The sequence below is a fragment of the Alcanivorax sp. genome, assembly GCF_051117345.1.
Taxonomy (GTDB): domain Bacteria; phylum Pseudomonadota; class Gammaproteobacteria; order Pseudomonadales; family Alcanivoracaceae; genus Alcanivorax.
The window spans coordinates 1-12,496 of record NZ_JBNPEC010000041.1; the positions used below are offsets into that span (position 1 = coordinate 1).

The 12,496-nt window shown below is 60.0% G+C and carries 12 protein-coding genes; 6 read left to right on the top strand and 6 right to left on the bottom strand.

What is annotated here, in order from left to right; all coding sequences use genetic code 11:
* The 3 genes from ACFE0K_RS02780 to ACFE0K_RS02790 all read left to right on the top strand — a co-directional run.
* The coding region (locus tag ACFE0K_RS02780; protein ID WP_434534616.1) for a murein hydrolase activator EnvC family protein at positions 1-497 on the top strand (497 nt) is incomplete at its 5' end.
* Positions 498-537: 40 nt separating this feature from the next.
* Complete coding sequence (locus ACFE0K_RS02785) at positions 538-1,839, top strand: S41 family peptidase (RefSeq protein ID WP_434534617.1); 1,302 nt, start codon at positions 538-540, stop codon at positions 1,837-1,839.
* Positions 1,839-2,603, top strand: a complete 765-nt coding sequence (locus tag ACFE0K_RS02790) for a divergent polysaccharide deacetylase family protein (RefSeq protein WP_434534618.1) — start codon at positions 1,839-1,841, stop codon at positions 2,601-2,603. The genes ACFE0K_RS02785 and ACFE0K_RS02790 overlap by 1 nt, the downstream gene beginning before the upstream one ends.
* Positions 2,604-2,609: 6 nt before the next feature.
* On the opposite strand, the gene ACFE0K_RS02795 is transcribed toward ACFE0K_RS02790, so the two are convergent.
* The 5 genes from ACFE0K_RS02795 to hisB form a co-directional block, all read right to left on the bottom strand.
* A complete protein-coding gene (locus tag ACFE0K_RS02795; RefSeq protein WP_434534619.1) occupies positions 2,610-3,500 on the bottom strand; it encodes a bile acid:sodium symporter family protein in 891 nt (296 codons plus the stop codon).
* A gap of 224 nt (positions 3,501-3,724) precedes the next feature.
* The gene (hisF, locus tag ACFE0K_RS02800; protein WP_434534620.1) at positions 3,725-4,501 is read right to left on the bottom strand and encodes an imidazole glycerol phosphate synthase subunit HisF; all 777 of its coding nucleotides are present in this window, start codon (positions 4,499-4,501) and stop codon (positions 3,725-3,727) included.
* 12 nt (positions 4,502-4,513) lie between these two features.
* A complete protein-coding gene (hisA, locus tag ACFE0K_RS02805; RefSeq protein WP_434534621.1) occupies positions 4,514-5,254 on the bottom strand; it encodes a 1-(5-phosphoribosyl)-5-[(5-phosphoribosylamino)methylideneamino]imidazole-4-carboxamide isomerase in 741 nt (246 codons plus the stop codon).
* A gap of 95 nt (positions 5,255-5,349) precedes the next feature.
* Entirely contained in the window at positions 5,350-5,991 is a 642-nt protein-coding gene (hisH, locus tag ACFE0K_RS02810) for an imidazole glycerol phosphate synthase subunit HisH (protein ID WP_434534622.1), read from the bottom strand.
* A 17-nt stretch (positions 5,992-6,008) separates the two neighbouring features.
* Positions 6,009-6,614: an imidazoleglycerol-phosphate dehydratase HisB gene (gene hisB, locus ACFE0K_RS02815; protein ID WP_035245197.1), complete on the bottom strand. Its 606-nt coding sequence runs from the start codon at positions 6,612-6,614 to the stop codon at positions 6,009-6,011.
* Between the two features lie 80 nt (positions 6,615-6,694).
* Between hisB and ACFE0K_RS02820 the strand changes: the two genes are divergently transcribed.
* On the top strand, positions 6,695-7,012 hold the full coding sequence (locus ACFE0K_RS02820; protein WP_434534623.1) for an acetyl-CoA sensor PanZ family protein: 318 nt from the start codon (positions 6,695-6,697) through the stop codon (positions 7,010-7,012).
* Between the two features lie 16 nt (positions 7,013-7,028).
* Here ACFE0K_RS02820 and ACFE0K_RS02825 read toward each other — a convergent pair whose 3' ends face one another.
* Positions 7,029-8,915 (bottom strand): sensor histidine kinase, encoded by a 1,887-nt coding sequence (locus tag ACFE0K_RS02825; RefSeq protein ID WP_434534624.1) that lies wholly within the window; start codon positions 8,913-8,915, stop codon positions 7,029-7,031.
* 157 nt (positions 8,916-9,072) lie between these two features.
* Here ACFE0K_RS02825 and ACFE0K_RS02830 point away from each other — a divergent pair, with 157 nt between their 5' ends.
* The gene (locus ACFE0K_RS02830) at positions 9,073-11,283 is read left to right on the top strand and encodes an AsmA family protein (protein ID WP_434534625.1); all 2,211 of its coding nucleotides are present in this window, start codon (positions 9,073-9,075) and stop codon (positions 11,281-11,283) included.
* A 105-nt stretch (positions 11,284-11,388) separates the two neighbouring features.
* A complete protein-coding gene (gene mutY / locus ACFE0K_RS02835; RefSeq protein WP_434534626.1) occupies positions 11,389-12,468 on the top strand; it encodes an A/G-specific adenine glycosylase in 1,080 nt (359 codons plus the stop codon).
* Positions 12,469-12,496: the final 28 nt, after the last annotated feature.

Below are 12,496 nucleotides of genomic sequence, written 5' to 3' on the forward strand. Positions count from 1 at the left end.
TGGAACAATTGCTGGCAGACATGCAACGCAGTCTGAACGATATCCCCGCCGACCTGGGCGGCAAACCCTTCGGCAAGCTGGCCGGCAAATTGCCATGGCCGCTGGACGGAAATATCGGCACCAGCTACAACAGCGCCCGCGAAGGCGCTCTACGCTGGCAGGGAGTAATCCTGAATGCGTCTGCCGGCACCCCGGTGCGGTCGGTATACGCCGGTCGTGTCGTGTTTGCCGACTGGCTGCGCGGCTACGGTCTGCTCACTATTGTCGATCACGGCAACGGCTACCTGACCCTGTATGGTTATAACCAAAGCTTGCTGCGGGAAGTCGGCGAGTGGGTATCCGCCGGTGACAGCCTGGCACTGGCCGGCAATTCCGGCGGCAATCGTGCCAGTGGTCTGTACTTCGAGATACGCCATCGCGGCAAGGCGGTGAACCCCACACGCTGGTGTAATCGCCGTGTTACACTGCCGCCACTGGCCCAAAACACAAATGATTGAAGCACGCTCACTGATGTCGCGTGCCTGCCGGGGATACTGAATGCCAACGCCAACCTTGTCCTTTCTGCGCACTGCTGTGGTGACCGCACTGCTGTCCGCTGCTCCCCTCGCCAGCCTTCATGCCGAAGACCCGGCGCTGGATCAACAGGCGCGCCAGCAGGGCGTGCCGGTGGATGAACTGCGGGCCTTTGCCGAAGTCATGGAGCGCATCCGCGGCGCCTATATCGATGAGGTTGATGACCGTGAACTGCTGGAATCCGCCATTCGCGGCATGCTCTACGAACTGGACCCACATTCCAGCTACCTGACCCCGGACCAGTTTGACGACCTTCAGGTCACCACCACCGGTGAATTCGGCGGGCTGGGCATCGAAGTCACCATGGAAGACGGCTTCGTGAAAGTCGTCACCCCGGTGGACGACTCTCCGGCCAGCAAAGCGGGCATCCAGGCCGGCGACCTGATACTGAAAATCGACGAGACTTTTGTAAAAGGCCTGACCCTGAGCGAAGCCGTGGAGCTGATGCGCGGCAAAATCGGCTCGGAAATCGAATTGATGGTGCTGAGCGAGGGGGATGAAAAACCTCATCAGGTCACCCTCAAACGCGACAAGATCCAGCTACACAGCGTCAAATCCCGCATGCTGGAGCCGGGTCTTGGTTATTTGCGTATTTCCCAATTCCAGAACAACACCGGCGACGATGCCCGCAAGGCCCTGGACAAGCTGGCCAAGGAAGATACCCTGCGCGGCCTGGTGCTGGACCTGCGTAACAACCCCGGCGGTGTACTGGGTGGCGCCGTGGAAGTGGCCGACCTGTTTATGGACAACGGCCTGATTGTCTATACCCAGGGCCGCGAGAAAAGCAGTCGTAACGACTTCAATGCCAAACCCGGCGACCGCCTGAACGGCATGCCCATGGTGGTGCTGGTGAACGGTGGCAGTGCGTCCGCCTCGGAAATCGTTGCCGGCGCCCTTCAGGATCAGGGCCGCGCCATCGTGGTGGGCAATCGCACCTTCGGCAAGGGCTCGGTGCAGACGGTGCTGCCACTGAGCAAGGACAAGGCACTGAAGCTGACCACCGCCCGTTACTACACACCGGATGGACGCTCCATTCAGGCGGAAGGTATTGAACCGGATATCGCCGTGGACGTGGTCACCAAGCTCGAAGTGCGTGAAGACATGCAGGTCCGCGAGGCAGACTTGCCCCGCCACCTGAATAATGAAAACGGAGAAAGTCGTGACGACGGCAAACGCCTGTCTCTGGCACAGGAAGATTATGCCCTGGCCCAGGCGTTGTCCGTGCTGAAAGGCGTGGTGCTGGCCCGCAACAACAGCAGCCGCTGATGCGCCGTCTCGCAACCGGTCTGGCGCTGTTACTGGCAGCGGCCACTGCCGCAGCCCAGCCGCGCATTGCCATCATCATTGATGATCTGGGCTATCACCGCCAGAACGGCCAGGCCATTGCCGATCTCCCCGCGCCGATTACCTGCGCCGTGATTCCCTACTCCCCTTACGGGCGCAAACTGGCTGAACGCGCCAGTCGGGCCGGCAAGGAAGTGCTGGTGCATCTGCCCATGGACGCCGGGCAGCATGTTCGCCTGGACCGTGGCGGACTGCGACAGGGCATCAGCGAACACGAACTGCTGGACACCGTACGCCTGGCACTCAGTCAGATCCCCCAGGCGCGGGGCCTCAACAACCACATGGGCAGTGATCTCACCGAACAGAACGCACCCATGGGATGGTCGATGGCAGAACTGAACGCCCACCAGCTCTTCTTTGTGGATAGCCGCACCAGTGGTCGCTCGGTGGCACAACGGGTGGCACAGCAGCAGGGGCTGGCCAACGCCGGACGTGACATCTTTCTGGATAACGACCGGGATCTTGTGAATATCAACGCCCAGTTCAACAAGCTGATCCGGCTGGCCCGACAACGCGGCCAGGCGATTGCCATCGGCCACCCCTATCCGGAAACCGTGCATTATCTGCAGCAGGTACTGCCACTGATGGACGACGCAGGCATTGAGGTGGTACCAGTCTCTTCCCTGCTGGACACCCCGGCTCTGGATACCGCCACCACCGGTGACGGTATCCACGCCGGATCCTGAATCCTGTTACTCGGAAACCGTAGCGGGCCGGCTCCGGCCGATACCGGTGAGTCTGGCAAAGCCGATCATCAGGAAGCCGAAGACAAACATCAGCACCCCATATACCGCAGACGGCACCGACATGGCTTCGGAGTGCAACAGGGTCAGGGTAACCATTAACCCCAGGGTGCCATTTTTAATACCCAACTCGATGGCCACAGTAAAAGCCTGATCCCGACTCAAGCCGATCAGACGTCCACCCACCAAGCCCAGCAGCAGGCCGGCAACGTTGAGAATCACTGCCGACAGCCCCGCCTTGCGGAACAGATCCAGCGCCTCCTCGCCCAACTCCACCAGCAACAGCGCGATCACCGCCACCAACACCAGCAAGCCCAACAGCCCCACCGCTTTCTCACCTTTCTCCGCCCAGCTCTGACGGAAATGGCGAATCGTCATGCCGATGGCCACGGGCAACAGAATAATCACGAACAGGGTAATAATGGTGCGCAGCACAGGTAGCTCCAGCACCTTGTCCGCATCCTGAAAGCGCTCCAGCGCCCAGCCGGTAAAGGCAGGAAGGGTAACAATGGTGATCAGACTGGCCAGTACCGTTAGTACAATGGACAGGGCCACATCGCCGCGACCCAGATAGACGAACAGATTGGACGTTGTGCCACCGGGGCAGGCGGCAATCACAATCAGACCCACCGCTAGCGCCGGGGACAAGTCCAGTACCAGGGCCACCCCCAGAGCAATGAGCGGTAACAGGAGGATCTGGGCCAGCAGGCCGAAGAAGGTACCGCGCGGGGCGATGGCGACTTCGCGGAAGTCTTTGGGAGTCAGGGTCATGCCCATTCCCACCATGATCAGAAACAGCGACACCGGCAGGCCGATATCGATTAGCGCACTGGAACCCATTGCCACTCTCCCGAGGTTTTATTCTTGGTAAAGCCTCGAGAGTAAAACAGGATTTCACTGACAGCCAGTACAAAGCGGCTGTCTTGCCACATATGCGACCCCGGTCTGATATACCTGTTGGAGCTTTGCTCGCAAAGCGAAGGGTAAAGGCAACCTAAAGATTCGCGTTGCGAGCAAAGCACCACCAGCGATCAGTTCGGAAGCGCGCCGGTGAAAAAGCCAGGCTAGTCCAGCCGCATCTCCACCCCGGCAGCCTGCATAAACTGCTTGGCCTCCTGCACGGAGTATTCGCCGAAGTGAAAAATGGAAGCCGCCAGCACCGCATCGGCTCCGCCCTGGACCACACCGTCCACCAGGTGTTGCAGGTTACCGACCCCGCCGGAGGCGATCACCGGCACCGGCACGGCGTCGGCAATGGCCCGGGTCAAGGCAATATCAAAGCCGTTCTTGGTGCCATCCCGATCCATGCTGGTGAGCAGGATCTCACCGGCACCGTAGTCGGTCATCTGCTTTGCCCAGGCCACCGCATCCAGCCCGGTGGGCTTGCGGCCACCATGGGTGAAGATTTCCCAGCGATTGGTCTCGCTCTCGGCGCTGACCTTCTTGGCATCAATGGCCACCACGATGCACTGGGAGCCGAAACGCTCTGCCGCTTCGCGCACAAATTCCGGATTGTGTACTGCTGCCGAATTGATGCCGACCTTGTCGGCACCGGCATTGAGCAGATTACGGATATCTTCCAGAGTTCGTACACCGCCACCCACGGTGAGCGGAATAAACACCTGGCTGGCGATCTGCTCCACGGTATGCAGGGTGGTGTCACGCTCCTGATGACTGGCGGTGATATCGAGAAAGGTAATCTCGTCAGCGCCAGCATCGTTGTAGCGCTTGGCAATTTCTACCGGGTCGCCGGCGTCGCGAATATCCACAAACTGCACGCCCTTGACCACTCGGCCGGCGTCCACGTCGAGACACGGAATAATGCGTTTGGCTAAGCCCATAATACGTCCCCGTCAGGCGCCGATCAGTTCGTCGGACAAGGCCTGGCCTTCGCCGAAGTCCAGGGTGTTTTCGTAGATGGCGCGGCCGGTAATGGCACCACTGATGCCCTGATCCGCCACTGCACACAGGTGACGCACGTCATCCAGGTTGGTGATGCCGCCGGAGGCAATCACCGGGATGGACATGGACTGGGCCAGGCGCACGGTGGCGTCCACATTGACGCCCTGCAGCATGCCGTCACGGCTGATATCGGTATAGACGATGGCAGAGACACCGTCGTTCTCGAACTGTTTGGCCAGATCGATCACATCCACATCAGTGACATTGGCCCAGCCATCGGTGGCGACCTTGCCGTCCTTGGCATCCAGGCCAACGATGATGTGGCCGGGGAACTGCTGGCACATTTCCTTGACGAACTGCGGCTCATTCACCGCCTTGGTGCCGATAATCACCCACTGCACGCCCGCATCCAGATAGGCCTGGATGATTTCCGGGCTGCGGATACCACCGCCAATCTGGATCGGCAGATCCGGATGCGCCCTGGCAATCGCCTTGACGATCTCGCCATTCACCGGCTCACCGGCAAAGGCACCGTTCAGGTCTACCAGGTGCAGGCGACGGGCGCCGCGCTCCACCCAGTGGCTGGCCACAGCCACCGGGTCATCGGAAAACACCGTATCGTCTTCCATACGCCCCTGCTTCAGGCGTACACATTTACCGTCTTTCAGGTCGATGGCGGGAATCAAAAGCATGTCAAAATCTCAAAAGCTGGGTTTACGCTTGCGCGGGGAATAACGACATTAGTGGTGGCGCTGCTGTCAGCCATCCACTGCAACGGTCAGCGACATCACGGCTGCCAGCGCAGGAAATTTTCCAGCAACGTCAGGCCAGCATCAGCGCTTTTCTCAGGGTGAAACTGCACCGCAAAGACATTCTTTCTGGTAGCCGCAGCGGCAAAGGTCAGACCGTAATCGCAACGGCCCGCCACTTCCTCATCGGCCAGCCCCGTGACGCAATAGCTGTGCACGAAGTAGAAACGGGTGTTATCGGCAATGCCTGCCCACATGGGGTGCGCCATACCCTGTCGCACCTGGTTCCAGCCCATGTGCGGCACCTTCAGGCGGCCACCGGTATCATTCTGCAACTCGCCGAAAAAGGTCACCTGACCGCCGAACACGTCCAGGCAATCCACGCCGTTGTTCTCCTCACTACGCGCCATCAGGGCCTGCATTCCAACACAGATACCCAGCACCGGCTTGCCGGCGGCAATCACATCCAGAATGGCCCGGTCCAGACCGGTCTCGCGCAACACCGCGATACAGTCACGGATGGCACCAACACCGGGGAACACTACCCGATCCGCCGCCCGGACCTGATCCGGGTCACCGGTAATGACGATCTGCTGGCCACTGGCCACCTTTTCCAGCGCCTTGCCGGCGGAGTGCAGATTGCCCATGCCGTAATCAATGACGGCAACTACATCACTCATAAATACGTCCGGCCGGTTTATTCGCTTTCGCTCAGGGTGCCCTTGGTGGACGGGGTTATGCCGCTCATGCGCGGGTCCGGCTCCACCGCCATGCGCAGGGCACGGCCGAAGGCCTTGAACACGGTCTCAGCCTGGTGGTGGGCATTCTTGCCACGCAGGTTATCGATGTGCAGGGTAATCATGGCGTGGTTCACCAGCCCCTGGAAGAATTCGTAGAACAGATCCACGTCAAAGCCGCCGATGCTGCCACGGGTAAAGTCCACGAACATTTCCAGGCCGGGGCGGCCAGACAAGTCCAGCACCACGCGGGACAGGGCCTCATCCAGTGGTACATAGGCATGGCCGTAACGACGCACGCCTTTCTTGTCGCCAATGGCTTTGGTAAAAGCCTGACCCAGGGTAATGCCGATGTCTTCCACCGTGTGATGGGCATCGATGTGCAAATCGCCCTTGGCCTTGATCTCGATATCCACCAGGCCATGGCGGGCCACCTGGTCCAGCATGTGCTCCAGGAAAGGCAGGCCGGTATCCAGTTTGCACTGGCCGGTGCCATCCAGATTAATGGATACCTGGATCTGGGTTTCCAGGGTGTTGCGCTCAACAGTGGCGCTGCGCTTGCTCATCTCTATCTCCAGGGGTTACCCAGGGCAGTGGGCCGGTTATTATACGCACCCTGACAGAGCCTAACCAGCGGAGCAATTCCATGCCGATCAGTGCTGAATCCCACCCCTTATCGCCGGAACAGGCCGCCACCTTCGACCAGGTGCTGCGCGATGACCCGCAATACCGGGAAAAACTGGACGCGGCGGTGGCCGCCGGCGGTAAACGCCTGTTTGCCGCCCATTTCAACGGTAAACGGGTCGCGGTGGCGCTAGTCGAAGAAAATCAGCCCGAGCTGGACTGGGTGGTGGTACACCCGGCCACCCGGGGCCGGGGAGTGGGCAAGGACTTCCTGCGGCTGATCGGCCTGCAACTGGGTGCAATCCTGGCCCTGCCCCGGGAATGCGGCCCGGCACGCTGATCAGACACCGGGACGGCTAGGCCCGTGGTGCCTGCATGTCCGAAAGAGGCAGACGGATATGCAGGGTAAAGCCCTGCCCGGGCCCGGGGCTTTGCGCCCACAACTGGCCATCCACCTGCTCAATCATTACCCGGGCCATGGCCAGGGACAGGCCAAAACCTTCCTCGTGGTGGCGCGAGCCCATCACGAAGAACGGCTCGAGAATATGCTCAAGCTGCTCCGCGGTGGCCCCTTTGCCCTCATCCCGGATACGAATCTCCGCGTAACCGCCGGGCACATCCACTTCACTGGCAAGATCCACACTGCCACCTTCGGCACTGAAGCGCAGGGCATTATCCAGGCCAATGGACAACACCTCCCGCAGCTCCCCCTCACTGGCGTTGACCCGCAGATTCGGTGAGACACGATTGCGCACGGCAATACCGCTCTTTTCAATCCGTCCAGCCTGCTCACGCAAAATCGCATCCAGGACCCACATGGGCTGGCAGTTACCCACCGGCGGCGGCTGATTGCGGTCAGACAAATCGAAATAACGCAGCGAGGTGCTGACGATCCCGGTCAGCCGCCGCTGGCCCTTGCGCACCATGGCCCAGACATCCACCTCCTGATCACCCTGTGCATCCTGCCCCAGCGAGTCGGCTGCACCGATCCAGTTGATCGGTGTATTCAGCTCGTGGCTGATGTATTGCAGGAACATGGACTTGTCCTGGTTCATCTGCTCGATATCAGCCAGATGCCGCTCCAGATTCTGTTGCGCTTCAAGGGCCAACTGTTTGCGCTCGGTCTCCAGAAAGCGAATCCGGTCCCCCAACGCCAGCGACAGCATGACTACCACCCACAGAGCGCCAAAATGCGGCAGATAAGGCACGAACACGCTATAGGGCATCAACCCCAGATTGCCCATGGCGAACAGGAAGATAGTCAGCAGAAACACCGACCAGGCCAGCACATAGAGCCGCGCGACCCGAAACCCTTGCCGCCAGACCATCCAGCCCAGCCAGCTGAACAGCACGATGGTCATCAGCGCAATTGCCGTGGAGAGGTGGTAGGTCCAGGGGGGCTCCATGAGCCACTGCAACACAAAGGCTCCGCCAACCATTATCAGGTAATGTTTTATCAGCCGGTCATAGCGGGGAAAACGTTGCGCCAATTGCAGAAATTGGCGGGAATACAGGGCCAGGGCCAATGTAATCACATAGGTGCTAAGCCAGAAGTATTCGTTGATCTTGGGCGTTTGCGGCCACAGGTATTGCAACCCAAAGCCGCTGACATTGATATTGAAAAAAATCACCCCGCCCAGGAACATCACGAAGTGCAGATGCACATTGTCGCGCAGGGACAGGTAGAGCAGCAGGTTGTAGACCAGCATGATCACCAGGGAGCCGTAAAACAGGCCCTGCATCAATTGCTCAAGGTATGTGAACTCCACCAACCCCTTGGCACTGTAGAGCGCCGGCATCATGTTCAGGGCGCCCTTACCGCGCACCTTGAGGTAATACTCCTTCACTCCGGGATCGTCGGTTTCCAGGCTAAACACAAAGGCCCGGTGCTTCATCGGCCGCTGGCCAAAGTCCCGAGTATCCCCCACTTCCAGAGCGCGATAACTACCATCCCCGTCTGGCGCATAAAGAGTCAGCTCATCGAGGATCGGATGGCGCTCCACCAGAAACCAGCTACCGTCCACTCCGGTGGCGTCCACGGCAATGCGTAACCAGAAAGTGCTACGGGTGAAGCCGAAGTTCAGAGCGCTGCTTTCGCTGTTGCGAAAACGGCTGGCAAACTGGTCACGCACCTGATCCAGAGTCCAGTCCCCTTCCGGATCTTCCAGTATCTGCATGTATTCGCCCAGCAGCACCTTATCCCTGGCATCAGCCAGTGCCACCGTCCTGCCTTGAGCGGCCATCGTCAGGCCGCACCACACGAGCAGAAGCGTCAACACTGAAAATTGGAACTTTTGCAAAGGTCCTTCCCCTAAACTCACACGATCAATGCTAAGTTATCGTCAGTCATTTCCGACTGGTATAATCCGGGTCCATCGTCCAACACGCAAGGAGAGCTCCATGGGACGCTTGATAAAAATTTTGCTGATCACAATTTTTGCCATCATTCTGCTATTGGCTATCGCGGTTTTTGTGATCACACAGGTGATTGATCCCAACGAGTTCAAACCGGAAATTGAAAAACAGGCCAGTGAGCAGGCCAACCTGACTCTGGATATCCAGGGCGACCTGGCATGGCAGTTCTGGCCCTCGCTGGGCGTCAGCCTGGGCCGCACTGAGGCGCGCATCGCGGATGAGGAAGAGCTGTTCGCCGCTCTAGACGCGGCCAGCGTCAGTGTTGCGGTGCTTCCCCTGCTGTACGGCCAGGTAGAAATGGACGGCATCACCCTGGCCGGCCTGGATGTGAACCTGATCGATGGGCCGGATGGCGCCAACTGGGAACAGATCGGCCCGCAAACCGCTGCGGAGGAAACACCGGAGAAGGAAGCTCCCACCGCTGAAGCAGAGGGCAGCAGCAGCCTGGACATTCCCCTAACCATTCCCAGCGTGGCGGTTACCGACGGCAAGGTGCGCTATCGTAATACCGGCGATGGCACCGATATCGTGGTGGAGCATTTCAACCTGAACGCCCAGGATGTCAATCTGGACGAGGCCTTCCCGCTGCAGATGTCACTTCGCTACCAAGACCAGAGCGACATGCGCGTGGACATGAATCTGGACACCACCCTTACCGCCAATCTGGACGCCAACCACTTTATTCTTGATCCGATGAAGCTGGACGCCAACATTGCCGGCGCCACCACCATGCCAGTGGATGTGCATCTGGAACAGAAACTCGACGTGAACCTCAACGAGGACACCGTCTCCATCAAGGACCTGCTGCTTACCGCCGCCGGCACCGAAACCCGCGGCAACATCGACATCGCCGCCCTCACAGGCGACATGCAGCTCAGCGGCAAATTGGCCACAGCCCCCTTTGACGCCAACAAGGTCCTGGAAGCCATCGGCGAAGCCCCCATCGAGACCACCGACAGCAAGGCGCTCAGCAACATCGCCATGGAGACCACTCTGGCCGGCGAGCCCGGCAGCGTCATGGCCAACCCGCTGAAAATCACGCTGGACAGCAGCACTCTCAGCGGCAGCGCTGGCCTGGCCAGCCTGGAAAGCGGCAAGATCGTCTTTGACCTGGCGCTGGATCAGATCACCCTGGACGGCTACATGCCGCCATCCTCGGATGAGCCGACCACCGCTGCCGCCGGTGGCGGCAAGGACGGCGGCACGGCCAACCTGTCCACCGCTGAACTGATTCCGGTAGAGACCCTCCGTCCGCTTGTCGTGGATGGCAAGCTGCGCATCGGCAGCCTGAAATACGACACCATCGACGCCAACAATCTGAAATTTGCAGTCACTGCCAACAACGGCATCCTGCAGCTCACTGAAGCCCGTGGCGACACCCTCGGCGGCAGCTTCAGCGCCAAAGCGAAGCTGGATGCCTCCGGCAATACTCCACGCATCACCGCCAGCAACACTGTGACCAGCATGCAGATCCAGCCACTGGTACAGCTGGCATTGGAAGACGATCTGGCCAAGGGCATTTTCGCCATGAGCGGCAGCTACAGCGCCAGCGGCAATAGTGAAAAAGCGCTGATGGATTCCGCAAAAGGCTCTATCGACATGTCACTGGCAGACACCACCGTGCGCGGCCTCAATCTTTACCAGACCCTGGTCGGCGGCGTGAACGACATGCTTGGTCAGTTCCAGGGCCTGGCCACAGCCCTGATCCCCAACCAGGAATCCGGCAAGCTGCCCAGCGCCCTGTCCGAAGACACCAAGATCGTGGATTTGACCTCCAAGGCGCGCCTGGACAAGAACGTGGCCTACCTGGACAGCCTGAATGCGGTACTTAGCAAAGGGGAGATCACCGGTAACGGCTGGATGAATATCCTCAACCAGGATTTCGATCTGAAGATCGGCATGCAGTCCCCGGAACTGGGCACGTCCAAGTACCTGGAAGGCACCACCTGGCCGCTGCGCTGTGAAGGCAACCTGGGCGGCAGCCCCGCCAAATGGTGTGGCCCGGACAAATCCGGCTTCAAGGACATTGGCAAGCAAGTGGCCGCCAAAGCCGCTCAGCAAAAGATCAAGGACAAGCTGGGCATCGACGGCGAGGGTGACACCGCCGAGGAAGTGATCAAGGATGCCGCCAAGAAAAAAGCCAAGGAAGAAGTGGACAAACAAATCAAGGACGGCCTGAAAAAGTTGTTTAACTAACGCCACACGCGGCATACCTCACGCTTCACGCCAAGCCGGTTTCTTCACCGGCGCAAGGCGTGAAGCGTGTTGCATACCAGCGTCTTCACAGGTACAACTCGCCGCATGCGCAGTCCTTCCCCGATAGCCCCCTCCACCATCAGCGATGCCGTGCTCGCCTGGTATGACCAATACGGTCGCCAGAGCCTGCCCTGGCAGCACCCCCGCACGCCCTATCAGGTGTGGGTTTCGGAAATCATGCTGCAGCAGACCCAGGTCACCACCGTGATCCCCTACTTCCAGCGGTTTATGGAACGTTTTCCGGATATCCACAGCCTGGCCAGCGCCGCCCAGGATGAAGTGCTGCACCTGTGGACCGGCCTGGGTTACTACGCCCGCGCCCGCAACCTGCACAAGTGCGCGCAAACGCTGGTGGCGGAACATGCCGGTGACTTCCCGCATACCGTGGAAGAAGTCGCCGCCCTGTCCGGCATCGGTCGCTCCACCGCCGGCGCCATTCTTGCTCAGAGCCGCGGCATTCGTGCCGCCATTCTCGACGGCAACGTGAAGCGGGTACTGGCGCGCCTGCATGCAGTGGAAGGCTGGCCCGGCAAGAAACCGGTGGAAAATCGCCTGTGGGAACTGGCAGAACATTACACCCCTCACCAGCGACTGGCAGACTACACCCAGGCCATGATGGATCTCGGCGCCACCGTCTGCACCAGGGGCACACCCAATTGCAGCGCCTGCCCGATACAACCCCACTGCCAGGCCCACGCCAATGGCAACCCGCAGGACTATCCCGGACGCAAACCGAAAAAAGCCCTGCCGGTGCGCACCACCGTGATGCTGATCCTGCGCGATACACAAGGCCGGGTGTGGCTGGAACCCCGGCCATCATCGGGTATCTGGGGCGGCCTGTGGTGCTTCCCACAGACAGAAGACGTCGATCTTTTCGACGAAGCCCTGGCCCAGCGAGCGCTCAGCACCAGTGACACTCCGCAGCCCCTGCCAGGCTTTCGTCATACCTTCAGCCATTTCCATCTGGATATCACGCCACTGGAGGTCCGGGTACAGACCGTCGGCACCCGCGACAGCAATGGCCGCTGGGTGAACCCGGCAGCCCCGGGCGAATTGGGGCTGGCCGCCCCGGTCAAAAAACTGTTGGGCCGGCTCGACCATCCACAGCAGACGAGCATGTTATAGTCCCGCCATACCCATTCCGCACCATGGA

Bases quoted from the DNA above. Each gene is read 5' to 3' on its own strand.
- ACFE0K_RS02795 (WP_434534619.1), bottom strand. From the start codon at position 3,500: ATGGGTTCCAGTGCGCTAATCGATATCGGCCTGCCGGTGTCGCTGTTT.
- hisA (WP_434534621.1), bottom strand. From the start codon at position 5,254: ATGCTTTTGATTCCCGCCATCGACCTGAAAGACGGTAAATGTGTACGC.
- hisB (WP_035245197.1), bottom strand. From the start codon at position 6,614: ATGAGCAAGCGCAGCGCCACTGTTGAGCGCAACACCCTGGAAACCCAG.
- hisF (WP_434534620.1), bottom strand. From the start codon at position 4,501: ATGGGCTTAGCCAAACGCATTATTCCGTGTCTCGACGTGGACGCCGGC.
- ACFE0K_RS02790 (WP_434534618.1), top strand. From the start codon at position 1,839: ATGCGCCGTCTCGCAACCGGTCTGGCGCTGTTACTGGCAGCGGCCACT.
- ACFE0K_RS02785 (WP_434534617.1), top strand. From the start codon at position 538: ATGCCAACGCCAACCTTGTCCTTTCTGCGCACTGCTGTGGTGACCGCA.
- mutY (WP_434534626.1), top strand. From the start codon at position 11,389: ATGCGCAGTCCTTCCCCGATAGCCCCCTCCACCATCAGCGATGCCGTG.
- ACFE0K_RS02825 (WP_434534624.1), bottom strand. From the start codon at position 8,915: ATGGCCGCTCAAGGCAGGACGGTGGCACTGGCTGATGCCAGGGATAAG.
- ACFE0K_RS02830 (WP_434534625.1), top strand. From the start codon at position 9,073: ATGGGACGCTTGATAAAAATTTTGCTGATCACAATTTTTGCCATCATT.
- ACFE0K_RS02820 (WP_434534623.1), top strand. From the start codon at position 6,695: ATGCCGATCAGTGCTGAATCCCACCCCTTATCGCCGGAACAGGCCGCC.
- hisH (WP_434534622.1), bottom strand. From the start codon at position 5,991: ATGAGTGATGTAGTTGCCGTCATTGATTACGGCATGGGCAATCTGCAC.